This is a genomic window from Roseivirga spongicola (assembly GCF_001592965.1).
Classification (GTDB): domain Bacteria; phylum Bacteroidota; class Bacteroidia; order Cytophagales; family Cyclobacteriaceae; genus Roseivirga; species Roseivirga spongicola.
Window position 1 is genome coordinate 24,856 of the sequence record NZ_LRPC01000002.1, and the last position, 18,957, is coordinate 43,812.

The 18,957-nt window shown below is 39.8% G+C and carries 22 protein-coding genes; 14 read left to right on the forward strand and 8 right to left on the reverse strand.

The window, feature by feature from the left end:
- Positions 1-11: 11 nt before the first annotated feature.
- The 7 genes from AWW68_RS07030 to AWW68_RS07060 all read right to left on the reverse strand — a co-directional run bounded on the left by AWW68_RS07030 (position 12) and on the right by AWW68_RS07060 (position 3,382).
- Positions 12-377, reverse strand: coding sequence for a DUF3127 domain-containing protein (locus AWW68_RS07030; RefSeq protein ID WP_068218598.1), 366 nt, complete (start codon positions 375-377; stop codon positions 12-14).
- Positions 377-814, reverse strand: a complete 438-nt coding sequence (locus tag AWW68_RS07035; RefSeq protein WP_068218601.1) for a hypothetical protein — start codon at positions 812-814, stop codon at positions 377-379. The genes AWW68_RS07030 and AWW68_RS07035 overlap by 1 nt, the downstream gene beginning before the upstream one ends.
- A complete protein-coding gene (locus tag AWW68_RS07040; protein WP_068218604.1) occupies positions 815-1,069 on the reverse strand; it encodes a hypothetical protein in 255 nt (84 codons plus the stop codon).
- 1 nt (position 1,070) lies between these two features.
- Positions 1,071-2,102, reverse strand: coding sequence for a YqaJ viral recombinase family protein (locus tag AWW68_RS07045; RefSeq protein WP_068218607.1), 1,032 nt, complete (start codon positions 2,100-2,102; stop codon positions 1,071-1,073).
- On the reverse strand, positions 2,102-2,473 hold the full coding sequence (locus AWW68_RS07050; protein ID WP_068218620.1) for a YopX family protein: 372 nt from the start codon (positions 2,471-2,473) through the stop codon (positions 2,102-2,104). Before AWW68_RS07050 ends, AWW68_RS07045 begins: the two co-directional genes overlap by 1 nt.
- 184 nt (positions 2,474-2,657) lie before the next feature.
- Positions 2,658-2,960 (reverse strand): hypothetical protein, encoded by a 303-nt coding sequence (locus AWW68_RS07055; RefSeq protein ID WP_068218621.1) that lies wholly within the window; start codon positions 2,958-2,960, stop codon positions 2,658-2,660.
- Positions 2,957-3,382: a hypothetical protein gene (locus AWW68_RS07060; RefSeq protein WP_068218624.1), complete on the reverse strand. Its 426-nt coding sequence runs from the start codon at positions 3,380-3,382 to the stop codon at positions 2,957-2,959. Before AWW68_RS07060 ends, AWW68_RS07055 begins: the two co-directional genes overlap by 4 nt.
- A 181-nt stretch (positions 3,383-3,563) precedes the next feature.
- On the opposite strand from AWW68_RS07060, the gene AWW68_RS07065 reads away from it, so the two are divergent.
- The 7 genes from AWW68_RS07065 (at position 3,564) to AWW68_RS07095 (ending at position 11,813) form a co-directional block, all read left to right on the forward strand.
- Positions 3,564-3,950, forward strand: coding sequence for a hypothetical protein (locus tag AWW68_RS07065; protein ID WP_068218627.1), 387 nt, complete (start codon positions 3,564-3,566; stop codon positions 3,948-3,950).
- 193 nt (positions 3,951-4,143) lie between these two features.
- Positions 4,144-5,157 carry an alkaline phosphatase D family protein gene (locus AWW68_RS07070; protein ID WP_068218630.1) on the forward strand — a complete coding sequence of 338 codons (1,014 nt, stop codon included), beginning with the start codon at positions 4,144-4,146 and terminating at the stop codon, positions 5,155-5,157.
- 3 nt (positions 5,158-5,160) lie between these two features.
- Positions 5,161-6,036, forward strand: coding sequence for a glycerophosphodiester phosphodiesterase family protein (locus AWW68_RS07075; RefSeq protein WP_089082279.1), 876 nt, complete (start codon positions 5,161-5,163; stop codon positions 6,034-6,036).
- A gap of 77 nt (positions 6,037-6,113) precedes the next feature.
- A complete protein-coding gene (locus AWW68_RS07080) occupies positions 6,114-7,286 on the forward strand; it encodes a hypothetical protein (RefSeq protein ID WP_068218633.1) in 1,173 nt (390 codons plus the stop codon).
- A 2-nt stretch (positions 7,287-7,288) separates the two neighbouring features.
- A complete protein-coding gene (locus AWW68_RS07085) occupies positions 7,289-8,284 on the forward strand; it encodes an adenosine kinase (RefSeq protein ID WP_068218636.1) in 996 nt (331 codons plus the stop codon).
- A 110-nt stretch (positions 8,285-8,394) separates the two neighbouring features.
- Complete coding sequence (locus AWW68_RS07090; protein ID WP_068218640.1) at positions 8,395-9,756, forward strand: M16 family metallopeptidase; 1,362 nt, start codon at positions 8,395-8,397, stop codon at positions 9,754-9,756.
- On the forward strand, positions 9,756-11,813 hold the full coding sequence (locus AWW68_RS07095) for a M16 family metallopeptidase (RefSeq protein WP_068218644.1): 2,058 nt from the start codon (positions 9,756-9,758) through the stop codon (positions 11,811-11,813). The genes AWW68_RS07090 and AWW68_RS07095 overlap by 1 nt, the downstream gene beginning before the upstream one ends.
- Before the next feature lie 57 nt (positions 11,814-11,870).
- Here the strand turns inward: AWW68_RS07095 and AWW68_RS07100 are convergent, their stop codons facing one another.
- Positions 11,871-13,547: a M61 family metallopeptidase gene (locus AWW68_RS07100; RefSeq protein ID WP_157717557.1), complete on the reverse strand. Its 1,677-nt coding sequence runs from the start codon at positions 13,545-13,547 to the stop codon at positions 11,871-11,873.
- 95 nt (positions 13,548-13,642) lie between these two features.
- Between AWW68_RS07100 and rpmH the strand changes: the two genes are divergently transcribed.
- The 7 genes from rpmH to AWW68_RS07135 all read left to right on the forward strand — a co-directional run bounded on the left by rpmH (position 13,643) and on the right by AWW68_RS07135 (position 18,437).
- Positions 13,643-13,801, forward strand: a complete 159-nt coding sequence (rpmH, locus tag AWW68_RS07105) for a 50S ribosomal protein L34 (protein ID WP_068218650.1) — start codon at positions 13,643-13,645, stop codon at positions 13,799-13,801.
- A 31-nt stretch (positions 13,802-13,832) separates the two neighbouring features.
- On the forward strand, positions 13,833-14,216 hold the full coding sequence (rnpA, locus tag AWW68_RS07110; protein WP_245660221.1) for a ribonuclease P protein component: 384 nt from the start codon (positions 13,833-13,835) through the stop codon (positions 14,214-14,216).
- 150 nt (positions 14,217-14,366) lie between these two features.
- Positions 14,367-14,633: a YtxH domain-containing protein gene (locus tag AWW68_RS07115; RefSeq protein WP_068218652.1), complete on the forward strand. Its 267-nt coding sequence runs from the start codon at positions 14,367-14,369 to the stop codon at positions 14,631-14,633.
- A 141-nt stretch (positions 14,634-14,774) separates the two neighbouring features.
- Complete coding sequence (locus AWW68_RS07120; RefSeq protein ID WP_068218655.1) at positions 14,775-16,415, forward strand: S41 family peptidase; 1,641 nt, start codon at positions 14,775-14,777, stop codon at positions 16,413-16,415.
- A gap of 3 nt (positions 16,416-16,418) precedes the next feature.
- On the forward strand, positions 16,419-17,231 hold the full coding sequence (locus AWW68_RS07125) for a sulfite exporter TauE/SafE family protein (RefSeq protein WP_084375614.1): 813 nt from the start codon (positions 16,419-16,421) through the stop codon (positions 17,229-17,231).
- A gap of 1 nt (position 17,232) precedes the next feature.
- The gene (gene tsaB / locus AWW68_RS07130; protein ID WP_068218662.1) at positions 17,233-17,916 is read left to right on the forward strand and encodes a tRNA (adenosine(37)-N6)-threonylcarbamoyltransferase complex dimerization subunit type 1 TsaB; all 684 of its coding nucleotides are present in this window, start codon (positions 17,233-17,235) and stop codon (positions 17,914-17,916) included.
- On the forward strand, positions 17,916-18,437 hold the full coding sequence (locus AWW68_RS07135) for a DUF2480 family protein (RefSeq protein ID WP_068218665.1): 522 nt from the start codon (positions 17,916-17,918) through the stop codon (positions 18,435-18,437). The genes tsaB and AWW68_RS07135 overlap by 1 nt, the downstream gene beginning before the upstream one ends.
- Positions 18,438-18,957 lie beyond the last annotated feature (520 nt).

The following is an 18,957-nucleotide window of genomic DNA, read 5'->3' on the forward strand; positions in this document are numbered from 1 at the left end:
TCAGTTAGTTATCAAAAAGGCAAGTCGTCAGAATCTTCTCCTGTGCTTACCGGGGCTTTTCTCTCTTCAAAGTTTTGGATGTCTGTGTCTCTTTGAGTGCTCTCGCCTTTGTCGATTTTCCAGGCATTGATGGTGTTGAAGAATCTGGTTTCTCCATCTTTCTCGTACTTTCTTCCTCTCAGGTTAATTCCGACTGTTACTTCTTGACCTTCCTTTACATCGTCTAGCAGTCCGCACTTGTCTTGAACAAACTCCATTTTGATGAACTCTGGGTACTGAGGGTTGTCGGCATATTCAAGTACAAACTCTCTCTTCTTGAATGATGATGTTACATTCTGTGTGTCGTAGATCCTCTCTACTCTTCCTGTTACTTCCATTAATTTTCGGGTTTTATGTTATACTTCTCTATCAATGCTTGAGTTAGTATTCTCACCTCTTTACCGCACTTGGTACAGGCTAGAATGGTTTTTTCTCTTCCTTTTGGAGTGAAGACTATTTCGGGCACAAAGTCATGGTCGGTGCATTCTTCTTCTAGCCTGTCTTCCAACCATCTGATTAGCCTTAGCTGCCTTTCTGCAATAGCCCATATTTCCAATTGTTGCTCGTCTCTATCGTTATTAGGAAAATCGTTCCTTAGATAGTCTACAATAGCTGCGCAACGACCAAGGACAGGGTAGAGCTTGGTTAGCATTGACTGAGCCTGTTGCTCGGTTAGCCTTCTTCTTTTTCTGAAGTAAAGCCTGCGTATTTCAAGCCTATCCTCGTCTATTGTTTCAAGCCTATGGATAAGGTCTATGTATGCCCATATCTTCATTTAGTCTCTTGTTTTGAAGTTTTGATTGGCAAACTCTAGGCACTCGCTCCACTTGTAGCTTATACTCTTGCCAAATTGGTAGTAAGAAATGCTAGGGCTGTATTTCTTTCGGTCGTGATAACTGGCAATGGTATTGGTGTGTACATTCCACCTTTTAGCCAACTCTTTTCTTGTTATAAATTCGTCTGGATCGAAGTTTGAATGCCCCTCCAAAACGGTCTTAACAATTAGCCTCACCATCTTCTCGAATTTCATCTTAGCTCTTTAGTATTTTAGGTGATACAGTGAATTTTGAATAGTTAGAAACCTTGCCAGCCGCCCCAAAGTCTATGCACTTAACTTTATTGTTGCCCATGATTTGGATTAGCCTATTCTTGATTCCGCTTTGCTCTGCGGTAGCTTCTTTTTTGGTTTGGCCGAACTCCAGGTATTGTTTAGCTAGACCGAAGGTTTCCATGTCGCCTTCCATTGGTAAATTCTCTGGTAGGTTTCGGTATTTCTCTTTGAGGAATTTCTCGGTAGCCTCTCCACTTTCGGCCATTGGCTCGTATTCGGTTATTAGCGCTTCTTTTTCTTCGCCCTGAAGCCCTTTAGCGAGTTCTTTCTTTACGAAGATTACATTGTTCAGGAAGTCGTCTGCTGCCTGTACAACACTTTGAAAAATAGTGTTAGTGTCTTCTTTATAGAAAGGAATGATTTCTGGGTAGGTAGAGTCTTTCAGCTGAAAAATCTCACCGTATTGGTGTCCAGAAGTGTGTATCTGAGTAATCAGTTGATAAATGTGGGCAGGAGATACGCCCGACTCCCATTTATCGGTTGCCTGAGAAGAGGTGTTTTTAACTTCTACGCAGCCTTCGGGAACGGTCTTATACCTTCGGCACATAAAGTCCATGTTTATAGCAAACTGTGGGTACTCAGGGTTGATGTAAGTGAAGTTTGCAGGTCTGTATGAGCGCAGTTTATTGCCCTTGTTGATATTCTCTTCAAAGACTTCTTGCGACTGGTTTAGCGGATCTATGTAGCGCCACCATTCTTTTACACTGATTCTTTCTAACACTTTGCCCTTCCAAGTGAATATGTTGTCGAAGTGAACAGGCGGTGTTTCTCTAATCATCTGGTGAAACAGCTCTAACTTGCTTCTGTATTGGTCGAAGCCCATGAGTACGCCAATATCTGAGCCGCCAAGCCTTGCTACTTCAGGATTTCCAAAGCCCTGGAGCTTGTGTCTTAGCTTGATGAAGTTTTTGTAGTTCTTGTATGGGAACTTTTGGAGTTTTCTTGATAGCATTAGGCTGTTTGGTTAAGGAGTTCAGGGTTTTCGTAGATGTTGCCGATGACTGTTGATTTGTGGTTAAGAACTGATAGGCTAGGCGATACTTCTATTTCTCCATTCCATCCTTTTGCAGTAAAACATCCGCTAGAAAAACATACCACATGATAATTATGACCTTTTCGCCATGACGGCCTATGTCTTGTTTCACCTGTATCTAAAATATCGCCCTCATAAATCTCTTGGTCGTTCTTATCTTTCAAGCCAGTGAATTGCATTATCGGCAGGTCACTATCAAATTGAATTACTTTAAGCTGAACGTCCTTGATTGAAAAAGGACTTGACATGTAATCAACATTGTCCCATACCCTGAACTTAATCTCTCTCATTGTTTTACTTTTTCAGAAACCCCTGCTTATCATTCTCGGCAAAAATTGTTTCCGCTAGAGAACCGAATGCTTGCAACCCTTTAATTCTCACCTTGAATAAGGCCGTTAGGGAAGGGTCTGCAAGTGAATGGATAAGCAAGGGGTAGGTCACACTGTCTATTCTCTAGCCCCTCGTTTGCGTTTTTTATAGCTGAGAGTCGTAATACTCCCTGACTAGCTCTTCTTTTCGGTTGAATACCCAAGAGAATCGCTTGTCTTGTTTTGCTTTGTCTGTTTTGAAATCGAATAAGTGATGTTCTTCAGGAGTCATTAAGACAATGTTTCTCTTGTCTAGCCTATATGAAGGGTATGCACCTTTTGAAAGCACATGAGCGAAGCAACTGACGCTAAACTCGTAGATAAGTTCTCCTGACACCTCAGATTCATGCGGACGCTCATTCCAAATCTCTTTGAATAGCTCTAACTCGCCTGTCTTTTTTCTTTTCAAGATTTCTTCAGACTATCTAGTGCCGCCTTAGACTTCTCTTGAGTCTTGGCTTGATTGGTTTCTTTAGAGGCTCTTACTCTAAGCCCTTTCTTGATGTCTCTCCCGACCTTAATGCCCTCTTCAACGTAGACCGTGATAGTTTTGCCTATCCAGTTCTTTACATCAGCACCGTACAGTCCAACAAGTGTTTTTCTGTTAGAGCCATTAAGGACTAGTTGTCTCTTGGCTTTTGAGAACTCAAGTGAGTACACTACATCTTTGCTTCTTCCTCCCTCAAATTCTACATCCCTGTTTTTGTAAACATTGGCAATAACCAAGTCTATTGAGTTGATTCCTTCGAGGTCTTCACTGGCCATCCAAGGGCTATCTCTCATTTCTCCAGCCCTTCCGTCAAAAGGCTCTCTTTTAATTTCTTTAGCCATCAATTGCGTATTTGATACAGTACAAAGGAATCTATTCGGGGATAGAAAAACAAGAAATACTTTATAAAAAATAGAATCCGAGTATCAATATACTTGTGTAAATAATAAAAAGAGATTATGTATAGTTGTTTAGTAAAAAAATTATAACGATATTCGCATTGTCAACAAAAAGAATAATGATATGAAAGAGAGGGCATTCCTATCTTTGTTAGGAAAAATAACAGGAGACTTAGAGGCTGCTGAAACCTTGGCCTCTAAAGATAAGGTGGCGAGTAGGGTCGCTTACTTCTGCAAGAAGGAGAATAACAAGTACTTTGAGAAGTTCACTCAAATGAACCTCACTTCTCTCTGGGGTAAGAGCGCTCAAAGTGTTGGCTACATTTTTAGAGGCGAGCAAAACATGACACTTCAAGAAGTGGCGAAGTTTGCAGAACTAATGGGAGTAACTACCGATGAGGTCATCCTAGGAAGGAGTCTAAACAGCGGAAGTAAAGAGAAGAAAGAGCTGGCCGAAGCGAAGCTAGAAATTGAAAGACTTAGAGGGGTGATTCACGCCCTTACCAAGTAGAAATCGTGTGCGGATTGTGTGCAAGTTTTAGTGACTGAGAGTAGCTGAAAAGTAGTGAGGTGCTAAAAAACAAGATATTTAAAATGATTATGAGGAAAAACCCCTCTAAATTCTTGTTTTAAGGTGTTAAATGTTAATAGTTAATTAACTCTCCATTCACATGCTATACTGGAATTGTTAGAAATTTGCAGGAATGAAAAAAATACTCACCATAACAGCTGTATTGTGCGCTTTAGCCGGAGCGGCAAAGGCACAAGATTCATCATCAAATCAAGTACTTAGTACCATAGCTATAGGCTCATGTAATAGACAAGAAGCCCCTCAAATTATTTGGCCAAACATTGCCAATAAGAACCCAGAGTTATGGGTTTGGCTAGGCGATAATATTTACGGAGACTCAGAAGACTTAAACGTTCTAAAAACGAAGTACGAGCTGCAGAAGAATAACCCAGCTTATAAGAAATTCACCTCAGAAATACCTGTAATTGGTATTTGGGATGACCATGATTATGGTGTAAATGATGGAGGAAAAGAATACCCTAAAAAGAAGGAGAGCAAGGAGTTAATGTTCAACTTTTTAGATGTGCCTGCCAACCATCCTGCCAGAAAAAGAGAAGGTGCTTTTCAGTCTTATGAATACGGGGTAGATGGGAAGAGAGTGAAAATTATACTTCTAGACATTAGATACTTTAGAGAAGAACTCCATAGAGAGAATGGCCGCTATGAGCTAAACTGGGATGGTAAAATCTTAGGCGAAAAGCAGTGGGCTTGGTTAGAAAAAGAACTAACAGACAGTAATGCCGATATGCACATTATTGGTAGTGGAATTCAGTTTATAGTACAAGAACATCCTTATGAAAAGTGGGGCAACTTCCCTAAGGAGCGTCAACGCATGTTAGACCTTGTTGTAAAAACTCAGCCAAAAAACGTTCTTTTCTTAAGTGGAGACAGACATATTTCTGAAGTAGCTAGTATGTATGTACCTGGCTACGGAAAAGTTTTCGATTTTACTTCTAGCGGAATGACTCACAGCTTTGAATCTAGTACCGAATTAAACGCCTTCAGAATTAGCGATCTTATTACTCAAAAGAGCTTTGGCCTAATGCAAATAGATTGGCAAGGAGAAAATACTAGTGTAAATTGTCAGATGTTCAGCCCAGAAGGTTCACTCATAGATGAGGTAACCATTAAGTGGGATAAAAGATAAACTATGAAAAATATATTGCTCTTCTGTGGTTTCATGATGGTTTCCCTCTCATTGAAATCTCAAGAATTAGATGTTCAAGGCCATAGAGGCGCAAGAGGTTTAGTGCCGGAAAATACCATTCCGGCATTTATTCGTGCCTTAGAAGAAGGCGTTACTACACTAGAATTAGATGTGGTAATTACTAAAGACAAGCAAGTGGTCATTTCTCACGAGCCCTATATGTCTATTAGTATTTGCTCTAAGCCAAACGGTCAGCCAGTGACCAACAGTGAAATGGAGCAATTCAATATCTATCAGATGACTTATGCTGAAGTGTCTCGGTTCGATTGCGGGATTAGAGGAAATTCACGCTTTCCAGAGCAACAGAAAATGGCCGCGAGTAAGCCACTTTTGGTAGATATGATAAAACAGGTTGAGAATTATCTAGCTGAAAAGGGACTTCCGAAGGTAGCTTATAATATAGAGCTGAAAAGTACGCCCAAAGGTGACGGAATAAGCCACCCGCAGGTAGAAGAGTTTGCAGATATTGTGCAAACTGTTTTAGATCAGGTGCTTACTAATGATAGGTACACAATTCAATGCTTCGACTTTAGAGTGCTGAAGTATTATCACCAAAAATATCCAGATGTAGATTTGGTAGCACTAGTTGAGAACATGAAAGGAGTGAAGGGGAACCTGAAAGAATTAGGCTTTGTTCCTGAGATTTACAGCCCATATCACGCGCTGCTATCTCGAAAAGACATTGAACTCTGCCACCAAGAAGGGATGAAAGTCATTCCATGGACAGTGAATGATAGAGATAGAATGGAAAAACTAGTGAATTGGGGGGTAGACGGAATTATCACAGATTATCCTGATAGAGCCAAAGGACTGAGGTAATAATACTCTACCTTGTAAAACATCCCTAGACTGATTTTTTAGTAAGGGATTACTCATTATTTTTGGTGCCCTGAAATATGAAGCTGGTAGAAGTCAACAATAAGTCCGCAGAGAAACAATTCCTATTACTGCCAGTAAGGCTTTATAAAGAAGATAAAAATTGGGTCAGGCCTTTAGACAAGGACATCAAATCAGTTTTCGACCCTCAAAAAAACAAGAATTTTAGACAAGGAGAGGCCATTCGTTGGATTCTCCAAGACGATGCGGGGCTAGTAATTGGTAGAGTAGCGGCATTCTACATAAAGAAAGTATCTGAAGCACAAGAACAACCAACAGGAGGTGTTGGCTTCTTTGAATGTATTGATGATAAAAAGGCCGCCTTTGTGCTTTTCGATGCAGCTAAAGCTTGGTTGCAAGAAAGGGGAATGGAGGCCATGGACGGGCCTATAAACTTTGGCGATAGAAATAACTGGTGGGGTCTGCTGGTAGATGGTTTCCACAAACCTAATTATCAAATGCCTTACAATTTTCCTTATTACAAGGAGTTATTTGAGGCTTACGGCTTTAAGGAATACTTTCAGCAGTATACTTACCGAAGGCCAATGGGAAGTTCGGTAGACTTTACCCCAAGGTTCTATGAAAGAGCGCAAACCGTGCTCGATAATCCAGATTATGAATTCAGGCATCTTTCTAAAAAAGAATATGCTCATGGGCATAAATACTTTTTAGAAGTTTATAATAAGGCCTGGGGTGGTCATAGTGGGGTAAAACCTATGACGGAACAGCAGGCAAAGGCAACTTTCAAAACCCTAAAGCCTATTGCCGATGTCAAATTGTTGTGGTTCGCTTTTTACAAAGGTGAGCCAGTGGCTTTCTTTATTTCAATTCCTGAGTTGAATGAGTTGTATAAGCACCTTAATGGACAATGGAATCTATGGAGCAAGCTTAAATTCTTGTATTTGCTCAAAACTGGCAAGTGTAAAACAGGCTTAGGAATTGTATTTGGAGTAGTACCAGAGCATCAGAAAAAAGGAGTAGAAGGCGGATTGGTCATTTCTTTTGTGAAGAAAATGGCATGGAAAGATGGCTTCCGCTATAACGATATTGAAATGAACTGGATCGGTGATTTCAACCCAAAAATGATAAGAGTGGTTGAACAAATCGGTGGCCAGAAATACAAAACACACATTACCTACAGAAAACTATTCGATGAAACCAAGGAGTTTAAAAGAGCTCCTATTATCCAATAATTATGAGTAAAAAGTACGACATCTATGGCCTAGGCAATGCCTTGGTAGACCTTGAGTTCCAAGTAAACGATCAGTTTTTATACGATCATAAAGTGAAAAAAGGATTGATGACCTTGGTAGATGAAGACACTCAATTCAGGTTGATTAACGCCATTAACCAAAATGATTTGGTAAGAAAGTCTGGTGGTTCGGCAGCTAACTCAATTATTGCCGTTAGCCAATTTGGTGGTTCGTCTTTCTACTCATGCAAAGTTTCTAACGATGAGTATGGCGATTTCTATCTTAAGGATATGAATGAGGCTGGTGTAGATACTAACCTCGATGGTAAAGATAGAGATGGCGGAGTAACTGGTAAGTGCCTCGTAATGATTACGCCAGATGCTGATAGAACCATGAATACCTTCTTGGGAGCCACTACCAATATTTCAGTAAAAGAGGTAGATGAAAGGGCTATCAAAGACTCCAAGTACATCTATCTTGAAGGTTACCTTACACCTTCTACCAACGGAGTGGAGGCTATGAAGCTCGCCAAGAAAATTGCTGAAGAAAATGGAGTGAAGACATCTATTACACTCTCTGACCCTTCTATTGTGCAGGCCTTCAAACCTCAGTTTGAAGACGTAATTGGTGCTTCCGTAGACTTGCTTTTCTGTAATGAAGATGAAGCCATGACTTTTACGGGTACAGACAATTTGGAAGATGCCAGACAGGCATTGAAAAAAGAGGCTAAGCAATTTGCAATAACCCAAGGAAAAAATGGAGCCATTATTTTTGACGGAGATACCTTTATAGATATCGAGCCTTACTCAGTAAAAGCAGTTGATACCAACGGAGCTGGAGATATGTTTGCCGGTGCTTTCCTTTACGGAATCACTAATGGAATGTCTATGGCTGCTGCTGGCAAACTGGCGAGTTTAGCTAGTTCTAAGGTGGTTTCTCAGTTTGGACCAAGGCTAAAAACACATGAAGTTCAAAGACTGCTTCACGACCTAAAATAGCATCTAAGCTATAATCCGTTTACCTGTGGTTTAGCCCACTAAACATTTCCTGTTTTTTTAAGCTTTTTATTGCATGCTTAATTACATTGCATAAAAACTTAAATAGGAATATGACTAGGAAAATTAGCTTTCTTCTCATGTTTTGTTTCATGCTTACTTCAGCATGGGCGCAAAACATAGAATTTGAAGAGTATGACTTAGACAATGGCCTGCATGTTATCCTATACCAGGATAATAGCACGCCAATTGCAACGGTCGCAGTGCTGTATCATGTAGGTTCTAAAAACGAACCTCCGGGCAGAACTGGTTTTGCCCACTTCTTTGAGCACCTTATGTTTGAGGGCTCTCCTAACATTAAAAGAGGTGAGTATTTCAAAATTATTCAGGCTGCTGGTGGAAGCTTGAATGCAAACACGTCTAACGATAGAACTTACTACTATCAAACTCTGCCTTCGAACCAACTAGAGTTAGGCCTTTATATGGAGTCTGAAAGAATGCTTCATGCAGTAATCGACTCTGTTGGAATTGCTACTCAGAAAGAGGTGGTTAAAGAAGAAAAAAGGTTGAGGGTAGATAACCAACCTTATGGTTCTATTCTAGAGAAAATGTTGGCGAACGCATACAAGGGCACTAACTACGAGTGGGCGCCAATAGGTAGTTTTGAAGATATAGATGCTGCAACAGATCAAGATTTTGTAGACTTCTATGAGACTTTCTATGTTCCAAATAACGCTACTCTTTCAATTGCTGGAGATATTGACATTAAAGAAACTAAGAAGTTGGTAGAGGCTTATTTTGGCGAAATTAAAAGAGGAACAAAAGATATCCCTCGTCCAGAAATTGAAGCGCCTAAGTTAGATGGTACGGTAGAGGCTACTGTTTTCGACAACATTCAGGTACCGGCCGTAATTCAGGGCTACAGAATGCCGCCTCAGGGAACTGAAGATTATTATGCACTGCAGTTCTTAACCCAATTATTGTCTGGTGGCCAGAGCTCGAGATTCCAAAAAAGTTTGGTAGACGAAAAAAGAATGGCTTTAGCTGTTCAGGCTATTCCTTTGGCGCTAGAAGATGGAGGGCTATTCATCAACTTTGCGCTACCTAATCAGGGGTATTCTACCGAAGATTTAGCTGCCGAAGTAGATAAAATGGTAGAGCAGGTAAAAACTGAAATGGTGCCAGAAAGAGAGTTTCAAAAACTGAAGAATCAGATAGAAAGCAATTTTATTTCTGGTTATGGATCAGTACAAGGAATTGCAGAAAGCCTGGCTAATTACCATGTGTACTTTGGTAATGCTGGCTTAATTAATACAGAAATAGAAAGATATAGAAAGGTAACTCGCGAAGATTTAATGAGAGTAGCCAAGAAATATTTGGTACCTGAAAACAAGGTGGAGCTAACCTACAGGCCTAAGTCTGAACAAGAACAACCAGGTGAAACTAAACTAAAGAAGGAAGGAGGAAATAGATAATGAAAAAGTTATTCATCATCGCACTAAGCTGCCTTTCTTTTGCAGCTACTGCACAAATAGATAGAACTAAGTTGCCAGAACCAGCTCCTGCAAGAGAGATTGAAATTGGTGACTACGAAAAATTTAAGCTGAAAAATGGGCTTACAGTAATTCTTGTAGAAGACCATAAGTTGCCAACATTGGGCTTTACTTTGAGCTTTAACACAGGGCCTATCACTGAAGGCGACATTGCCGGATATACGGGGATTTTCGGTCAGGTAATGGGAGCAGGTACTGTATCGAAACCTAAAGATGTTTTCAATGAAGAAGTAGACTTTATGGGGGCTTCTCTTAATGTGGGGTCTTCTTCAATCAGTGCGTTTTCTCTTTCGAAGTATAAAGAAGACATTCTGAAACTAATGACGGATGTGCTGTATAACCCTGCTTTTCCAGAAGATGAGTTCGACAGAGCAATTGAGCAGTCTTTAACAGGTATTAAGCAGTCTTTAGATAATCCAGATGCAATTGCAGCTAACGTAAGGGGTATTGTCAATTACGGAAAAGATCATCCTTATGGAGAAATTGTTACTGAAGAGAGTCTTAAGAATATTACACTTGAAGATCTTAAGCAGCATTATGCTAAGTATTTCAAGCCAAATATTGCCTACTTAGTTATTGTAGGAGACATTACTAAGAAAGAGGCTCAGAGCTTAACCAAAGATTACTTTGGTTCATGGAAGTCTGGCGAGGTTCAAAAAGAAGAGTTTGAAGCTCCTGAAATGGTTACTAAGACTAACATCTCTTTTGTAGACAGACCTTCTTCTGTGCAGTCTGTAATTAGCATTAGTTACCCAATAGATAATAAGCCAGGCACACCAGATGTAGTTAAGCTGTCTTTACTGAATACTATTCTTGGAGGAGGAGGCCTTTCTACTCGTCTCAACATGAACTTGAGAGAAGATAAAGGTTACACTTACGGTGCTAACTCAAGTATTGGTTCTAGCCGCTACAGTGCTATTTTCAATGCTGGTGCAAGTGTAAGAAATGAAGTGACCGATAGCGCGCTTACTCAGTTTATGTACGAACTCAACAAAATCACTTCAGAATTAGTAACAGAAGAAGAGTTTGTCCTTGCTAAGAATTCGGCTAAAGGTTCTTTTGCTAGGTCTTTAGAAGGAAGAGGTACTGTGGCCAGCTTTGCTCTGAATACTGAGTTGAATAATCTGCCAGATGATTACTATGCTACTTATCTTCAAAGAGTGGATGCCGTAACCAGAGAAGATTTACTTGAGGTGGCCAAGAAATATATCAGACCTGATAAGGCTAATATTGTAGTAGTAGGTAAGGCCGAAGAGGTAGCTTCTAAGCTAGAGCCTTTCGGGGAAATCACTTACTACGATGCATTTGGAAATGTGGTGGATGACCCAACTAAAGTGGTGATCTCCGGAGACGTTTCTGTGGAGAGTATCATAGCTGACTATATTGAGGCCATAGGAGGTAAAGCTGCCTTAGATGGGGTTGAGACTTTAGAGTATTCTGCTAATGCCACTTTAAATATGGGAGGGCAATCTTTAGAGATATCTAGAACGGTTTATCAAAAATCTCCAGATAAGTTTGTAGACGCAACCACTATCCCTATGATGGGAGAGCAGAAGCAAGTATATAATGCTGGTTCTGCAAAGGTTATAGCAGGTGGACAAACCATTCCGGTACAAGGCCCGCAGGTAGATGCATTGAAGTACTTTGCTGTAATGTTTGGTGAAAGATTCTACTTGAAAGAAGGATTCTCAGCCGAGTATAAGGGCTTGAAAAAGATAGACGGAAAAGATGCGCATAGAGTAGATGTAACCATTGGTTCGTTTACAGCTATGGAGTACTATGATGTTGAAACTGGCCTAAAGGTTCAGTCAGATTTAGGTCAGAATGGTACCTATTCTTATTCTGATTATACTGAGTACAATGGTATCAAATTGCCTAAGAAGCTCTCCGTTAAAACTGCTGCACTACCAGTTCCTATGGAATTTGTAATCAACGAGGTTAAAATTAATGAGGGTATAGACGATTCTATATTTAATTAATTGAATAACGTATTAAAAAAGAAGGCTGCTTTTCGTGAGAAGAGCAGCCTTCTTTTTTTACTCAAGCTCTAGCCATCTTTTTAGAAGCTCATTTGGTCCGTGACCCATCTGAACCTGATAAACCTGAAAGTATTCACTCTCACCCGACTCAAGTCGAATAGATTTCTTTCTGCCCATTCTCATAATCTTCAGCTCTATACTTTCAGAACCGGGAAACTCATTCTTCAAGTCTTCGCCATTCACCTTAAGTATTTGATCTCCCAAACTTAATACTGCTTCAGCAGGTGAGTCTGGGGCAATAATGGCGATCTTTCCGTCAATGAGCCTAAAGCCATAATGCCTTTCTTCAGGCTTTTGGGTCGAAGTCAACTTAAAGTCTAAACCGAATTCCTCAAATAGCTCTTTGAGATAGTTCTCGTAAGGAGTGGTGCCAGAAATTATTTCCTCAAAGTATGAACCTAAAGAACCTTCATAAACCTCTTCAGCTACCTGCTGATAATCCTGATAAGTGTAGCCCGAGAGATTTTCACCTCTTAATATCCATAAGGTCTTTACCACATCATCGAGCGATTTTTCATTGTTAAACTTGTTGCGAATGCTTAGGTCTAGAATCATGGCAGCCAGAGCGCCCTCATTATATATAGAAACTTTCCTGGCAGGAATACCTGCCTCGTAGCCATCTAGCCATAAATCGAAAGAAGATTCAGCAACAGAATAGTTCTTTCTGCCTTCGTTTTCATAGTGGCGTTTTAGCAATTTGTTCACTTCGCCTAAATATTCTTCAAGACTAAAAACGCCCGACCTGATAAGGAAAAGGTCGCCATAATAGGTGGTCAGCCCCTCAGTAATAAAGCCAGTCTCATGATAGTTTTCCCCCTGAAAATTGTAAGGAGTCATTTCCTTTGGCCTCATTCGAATTACATTCCAAGTATGGAATAACTCATGTGAGCTTACACCGAGTAATTCTTTGTAAAGCTCTCGTTTACTCAAATCTTCCGATGGGCCTAAACAGATAACCGTTGAGTTCCAGTGTTCTACTCCATGGTAGGCTTTGTAAGGTAGGCTCTGAATTAGAAAATGGTAATGCTTGCAAGGAAAGCCTCCCATTACTTCGATCTGCTTTTTGGTAAAAGGGGCAAAATCGTCAATTACCTGTTGGTCAGACTGTGGTACATCGCCCTGAATGTGAATATAGAATTCATACCCTTCTATCGAGTAGTTAACCGTTCTTAGCTTATTGCTCGCGAAAATAGGGCTGTCTACCAATTGGTAGTAAGACTTAGCCAAGAGTTGATGCTTGCCGTTTGGTTTTAGTCCAGAGGCTAGAGTGTAGTCCGAAGGTAAGTCAAGTTCGAGCTCAATTTCCTCATTCATTAGTGAGGGTTCGTACATGCAGCAGTTAACAGGGTTAATATAAAGTTGCTCATCGTCTAACCAGGTGTTTCCTCCATCCATAAGTCCAGCAAAATATTCATACTGAACATTAAGAGAATAGCTCTCTTGTAAATCTACAGTCCAAGTGCCTTTTGCTGTTTTCTTAAAAGGAAGCTGTTTACCTTTGTTGTCAGTTACTTTAAAACCTCTGATGCGTTTCGGGAAGTTTTGAATCTCATAACGACCTGGCCTCCATAAAGGCAGATGTAGCGTAACTGACCCATTAAGGTTATTGAAAACCGTTTCTACATGTAAGAAATGGCTCAAAGGGTTCTTGTAACTGAATTTATATTTTGGCATAGCGAATCTTTTCTTCAACAATTTTAAGCAGAGGTTGGCAAATAAAAAAAGACTATCTATCTTTGCAGTCCTTTTGCAATTAGACGCAGTAGAAAATGAAAAGAACATTCCAACCTTCGCAGAGAAAAAGAAGAAACAAGCACGGATTCAGAGCTAAGATGGAGACTCCAGGAGGAAGAAGAGTTTTGGCTAGTAGAAGAGCTAAAGGCCGTCACAAGTTGACTGTGTCTGACGAAAGAAGACACAAAGCCTAATTCTTGATCGGAGGTTTGTTAACTTGACCTCGTGACAGAAAGCGCTATAACTGATTTGAAATTCACTTTCCCTAAAGAGGAGAGACTACATAGCAAGAAATTAATTGAGGAGCTTTTTAACGAAGGCTCCTATTTTTATTTGTATCCGTTTAGAGTGACTTTCCTTGTCAAGGAAGATGCCTCTAAGCCGCCTCAGGTGCTATTCTCTGTTTCTAAAAAGAAATTCAAGTCTGCAGTAACGCGCAATAGAATAAAGCGACTAATGAAAGAGGCTTACCGACTGAATAAGTCTCAAGTTCAATCTGATCATCTTGCGTTGGCATTTGTTTACACTTCTAATGATATGCCCGACTTTAAATTTATTCAAAAGCGCTTTTTGAAATCTCTAGATAGGTTGAACAAAGAATTAGCTTAAGGTTTTCATATTGAAAGCCTTTTTTTCATTCTGAGAGCCGGTTTCTAAATAAATGCACCTTTAATCAATTTAATAGCAGTTCTTTCCTGTGGAATAGTCTTTGCAACTTCTCTGAGTAAAATATTTCTAAACTTAAATCTCAGAAAGACTATGAATAATACAGCAAAAATCATCACAGGTGTAGTAGCAGGAGTTGCAGCAGGAGCTGTCACAGGTATTTTGCTAGCGCCTGACAGCGGAAAAAATACTAGAAAGAAAATTGCAGAAGGAGCCAATGACATGGTAGATAACCTTAAGGAAGAAGCTGAAGTAAAAGCAAAGTCTGCCAAAGAGACTTATAACGACTCACTTGAAAAGGCTGCAAATTCTACTAAAAATGGAGTAGATAAAGCAAAAGAAAAACTGGCCATATCTTAAACTAAAACTAATTGTAGTTTAAAAACCTTCGGAGAGACCTTCGGAGGTTTTTTTGTTTTTAAACCCATCTACATCAAAATGATTTTATTCAAAAACATGATCTGTTATCTTCCGTTCTAATCCTGAAACAAATCTTTGATTATGAAAAAGATCATCGTTTGTCTAGTGCTTGGAGTGATGGTGCTAAGTGCGGCATCTCTTCGTCAAAACGACAAATACTTCGAAATCCTTAAGAACCTGGACATTTTCGCCACCATGTATAAGGAGGTAAATGCCAACTATGTAGATGATCTTAACCCGAACACGCTAATGCGCACAGGTATAGATGCAATGCTTACTTCATTAGATCCTTATACCGTTTATTATTCTGAAGATCAGATTGAGGATGTTCGAACGGAGAATACTGGTCAGTTTGGAGGGATTGGGGCCATTATTGGAGAGAGAAATGGAGGTGAGGTTACTGTCATTTTGCCGAATAAAGGCTATCCCGCGGAAAAGGCAGGGATGAAAAGAGGCGATGTAATTCTCTCAATAGATGGTGTAGATGTAAGCAATGATTATGATAAGGCGGGTACTTACCTTCGAGGTCAGGCATCTTCATCAGTAAATATTAAGGTGGAGCGACCAGGACAAGGACAAATAGATTTCAAAGTTGATTTCGAGAAAATTGAACTGCCTAATGTTCCTTATAGCGGAATGGTGAACGAGGAGGTTGGATATATAAAACTTACAGGGTTTAGAGATGCCGCAGGGAAAGAAGTGAAGGCTGCTTTACGAGAACTGAAAAAGGAAGGGGCTAAAAAGGTGATTTTAGATTTAAGAGACAATGGCGGAGGATTGTTGAATGAAGCGGTTAATATCTCGAACATTTTTATTGACAAAGGTGAGTTGGTGGTTACTACAAAAGGTAAGCTAGAAGAAATGAATGCTACCTATAAAACTTTAAATGCCGCTACTGATACAGAAATCCCATTGGCAGTATTAATTAATAGTTCTAGCGCGTCTGCTTCTGAAATTGTTGCTGGAGTGATGCAAGATTACGACCGTGGGGTACTAATTGGCAGAAAGTCTTTTGGAAAAGGACTCGTGCAAAGAACACTACCGCTCTCCTATAATTCGCAGATGAAAGTGACTATTGCTAAATACTATACACCGAGTGGTCGCTGTATTCAGGCAATAGACTATAGCACTAGAAATGATGATGGCTCGGTCGGAAAAATTGCAGACTCTCTTAAAACAGGTTTCAAAACAAATAATGGTAGGTTGGTTTATGATGGAGGAGGGGTAGACCCAGATTTTTCTGTAGAAAGGCAGAAGTTCTCTCCGGTAGCTATCGGGTTGCTAAGCGAAGACCTAATTTTCCGATTTGCAAATGAGTATAATAGCCAACTGGGTGAGATTGATAATCCAGTAACTTATAGGTTGCCAGAATCGGTGTTCACTGACTTCAAGGCATGGGTTGTGGATAAGGAGTTTAGTTATAGTCATCCCTTACAAGATGAAATAGATCAATTGAGGATTGCTGCAGAAGATGTAGGTGAGTTAAATAGAATTGCTGCTCAGTTGGGTGGCCTAGAAAAGGCCTTGACTAAAGATGTGCTATTAGACTTAGAAAAAAGTAAAGCAGAAATCATGTTTTTGCTGAAGGAAGAGTTTGTAACAAGGCAGTTTTTAGAGCCGGGAAAAATTGAGGCCTCATTTAGCTTCGATAAAGATGTTCAAAAGGCAATAGAGGTGCTCTCAAGTTCCAGTACCTACAATCAGACTCTTTCTGGTCAGTAGTCAATGGAGTCGTATTTGTTACTGTTTTTAATGGGGCTTATCGGAGGCTTTTTAGCAGGTCTGATTGGTATAGGTGGTGGGGTAATGTATGTCTTAGTGCTTCCTTATCTCTTAAATTCAATGGGCTTTCCCTCTTCAGATATAGTTCAGCTCACAATAGCTAATTCTATTTTCGGAACCATGTTCGCAGCCTTGTCTGGTAATGTTGCCTTATGGAAAAGAGGTGAGTTCTATACCAAGGAAGTCTTGAGCATTGGCTTCTTCGGTACTTTGGTGAGTTTGGCTATTCTGTATTTTTTCGTCAATACCCCTGCATACCAAAAAACAGAATTCAACATAGTGGTTATATGCTTAATGGTGCTTATCGTTTGGAGAACATTGCGGCAAGCAAAAATTGAGAGAGTCGAGGGTGAAGATAAGAAAGCTGGTGTGCTAGGTTTTTCATTTATAGGTAGTGCAGCCGGAGCTGTTGCGGCATTGTCTGGCTTAGGAGGTGGTACCATTATCATCCCAGTGCTCAATACAGGTTTCAAAATGACTATGCAGAAAGCCAAGTCTATCTCTCTTGGAGTTATATTCATTACGTCTTTCAGTCTTACGTTAATGAATGTTTTTGCAGTCACTAGTTTTGATTCTGCCAAATACTACTCGGGATATATTGTTTGGCCACTAGCTCTTATTCTATCGCTCGGAGTCGTTATTGCCTCGCCATTTGGTGTTTCTGTCGCCAGAAGACTGTCGGGAAAAACAATCAGTTATATCTTTGTGGCATTCGTAATGGTTGTCATTATCGATAAACTGATTCAATTAATTTAAAATGCCTTTGATTCTAAGTATAGAAACTTCTACCACTGTTTGTTCTGTGTCCATTACAGACGGAAAAAAAGTTATAGCCACAAGGAAGCTGTTAGAAGATAAGTCTCATGCGAGTCACTTAACCATTCTTATCCGAGAAGTGCTTGAAGAGTCGGGTAGGGCTATGTCCGATATAGAAGCAATAGCTATCTCAGAAGGGCCCGGGTCTTATACAGGTTTGAGAATTGGAGTGTCTACCGCTAAAGGACTTTGTTACGCATTAGGTGTTCCCTTAATTGGTATTAGTACATTGAAGGCGATGGCATATGAGGTGCAAGCAACCTCCAAACCTAGTGCTTTATTGTGTCCTATGATTGATGCTAGAAGGATGGAGGTCTACACCGCGGTGTATAATTCGAGTTTAGATGAGCTGCAGGCTCCACATCCGAAAATCTTGAATCAAGAGAGCTTTCAAGAAACTCTAGGAGATGCTTTTGTGTTATTTTTTGGTAACGGTTCAGGTAAGTTCAAAGAGGTGGTCTCTTTGTCAAATTCAGAATTTATCGAAGATCTATCACCATCTGCATGGGCAGTTGGTGTTTTGGCTTTTCAAAAGTTAGAGAATAATCAGGTGGAAGACTTGGCATACTTTGAACCAGTTTATTTGAAAGAGTTTCAGGCAACAAAGCCTAAATCATTATTGTAATGGCAGAAGAAATAATAAATAGAGTGGCCTCAAGCCCTTTGGTCACAATCGATTTAGAAGATTATTATCACAAAGGCGAAAGGGAAGTTTATGATTTGGCGCAAAACCTTTTTCAAGGAATGATTTTGCGCGAAAAGGATTTAAGAGAATTCGTGAAGGAACACGATTGGTCTAAGTACGAGGGAAAGAACATTGCGCTCACTTGTTCTGAAGATGCCATTGTGCCAACATGGGCATATATGTTAGTGGCTACAAAACTTGAAGGGATTGCGAATAAAGTTATAATGGGGTCTCTTGAAACTTTAGAATATGCTATTTATCAAGATGCCTTAAGAAAAATAGACCCCCAAGAGTTTGCTGATAAGCCTATAGTTATAAAAGGTTGTGGGGATTTGCCAGTTCCAGACTCAGCTTATGTAGAATTAACTATGCTTTTAAAGCCATATGCAAAGTCCATTATGTATGGTGAACCATGTAGTACAGTACCACTCTATAAAAAACTTAGAAGAGCGACTCCTTAAGTATCAGTCACTTATAAAATACTTTAATTTTTATTGAGGTGTTGCATTGCGGTTGGCGGAAAGTTTTCTACTTTTGCATCCCGTTTGAACGCAAGCGGTGCTCAAAAAGAGCGAAAAGATTGAAGTTTTGGGAGGTTAAAAAAGGATGAAAAAAAACTTCATTTTTATTTGGCTGAAAGCAAATAAGCTTGCTACCTTTGCCCTCCGCTTCTGAAGAGAAGAGGGAAAAAGCAAAGAAGAAAAGCTTCGAAAAAAAACTTTGAAATTTTATTTGCGATATTAAAAATATTCTTCTTACCTTTGCATCCGCTTTTGGAACAAAGGGTTTCAAAAAGAAGAAAAACAGAGCCAGCAACGGCAGGTTTCTGAGAGTTTAAAAGGGGTTAAAATCCGGTTTTAAACAACGTTTACTGAAGAGTGTGATGATGATTTTGATAACCATGAGTTAGCTATCAAAACTTTAATCAAGATCAAATAAGCTCACCATTATAATCAGTAGAAAAGTTCTTTGAATGAATGT

Bases quoted from the DNA above. Each gene is read 5' to 3' on its own strand.
- AWW68_RS07035 (WP_068218601.1), bottom strand. From the start codon at position 814: ATGAAGATATGGGCATACATAGACCTTATCCATAGGCTTGAAACAATA.
- AWW68_RS07060 (WP_068218624.1), bottom strand. From the start codon at position 3,382: ATGGCTAAAGAAATTAAAAGAGAGCCTTTTGACGGAAGGGCTGGAGAA.
- AWW68_RS07115 (WP_068218652.1), top strand. From the start codon at position 14,367: ATGAATAATACAGCAAAAATCATCACAGGTGTAGTAGCAGGAGTTGCA.
- tsaB (WP_068218662.1), top strand. From the start codon at position 17,233: ATGCCTTTGATTCTAAGTATAGAAACTTCTACCACTGTTTGTTCTGTG.
- AWW68_RS07125 (WP_084375614.1), top strand. From the start codon at position 16,419: ATGGAGTCGTATTTGTTACTGTTTTTAATGGGGCTTATCGGAGGCTTT.
- AWW68_RS07080 (WP_068218633.1), top strand. From the start codon at position 6,114: ATGAAGCTGGTAGAAGTCAACAATAAGTCCGCAGAGAAACAATTCCTA.
- rpmH (WP_068218650.1), top strand. From the start codon at position 13,643: ATGAAAAGAACATTCCAACCTTCGCAGAGAAAAAGAAGAAACAAGCAC.
- AWW68_RS07040 (WP_068218604.1), bottom strand. From the start codon at position 1,069: ATGAAATTCGAGAAGATGGTGAGGCTAATTGTTAAGACCGTTTTGGAG.
- AWW68_RS07090 (WP_068218640.1), top strand. From the start codon at position 8,395: ATGACTAGGAAAATTAGCTTTCTTCTCATGTTTTGTTTCATGCTTACT.
- AWW68_RS07045 (WP_068218607.1), bottom strand. From the start codon at position 2,102: ATGCTATCAAGAAAACTCCAAAAGTTCCCATACAAGAACTACAAAAAC.
- AWW68_RS07120 (WP_068218655.1), top strand. From the start codon at position 14,775: ATGAAAAAGATCATCGTTTGTCTAGTGCTTGGAGTGATGGTGCTAAGT.
- AWW68_RS07070 (WP_068218630.1), top strand. From the start codon at position 4,144: ATGAAAAAAATACTCACCATAACAGCTGTATTGTGCGCTTTAGCCGGA.
- AWW68_RS07030 (WP_068218598.1), bottom strand. From the start codon at position 377: ATGGAAGTAACAGGAAGAGTAGAGAGGATCTACGACACACAGAATGTA.
- AWW68_RS07050 (WP_068218620.1), bottom strand. From the start codon at position 2,473: ATGAGAGAGATTAAGTTCAGGGTATGGGACAATGTTGATTACATGTCA.
- AWW68_RS07085 (WP_068218636.1), top strand. From the start codon at position 7,289: ATGAGTAAAAAGTACGACATCTATGGCCTAGGCAATGCCTTGGTAGAC.
- AWW68_RS07135 (WP_068218665.1), top strand. From the start codon at position 17,916: ATGGCAGAAGAAATAATAAATAGAGTGGCCTCAAGCCCTTTGGTCACA.
- AWW68_RS07075 (WP_089082279.1), top strand. From the start codon at position 5,161: ATGAAAAATATATTGCTCTTCTGTGGTTTCATGATGGTTTCCCTCTCA.
- AWW68_RS07065 (WP_068218627.1), top strand. From the start codon at position 3,564: ATGAAAGAGAGGGCATTCCTATCTTTGTTAGGAAAAATAACAGGAGAC.
- AWW68_RS07100 (WP_157717557.1), bottom strand. From the start codon at position 13,547: ATGCCAAAATATAAATTCAGTTACAAGAACCCTTTGAGCCATTTCTTA.
- AWW68_RS07095 (WP_068218644.1), top strand. From the start codon at position 9,756: ATGAAAAAGTTATTCATCATCGCACTAAGCTGCCTTTCTTTTGCAGCT.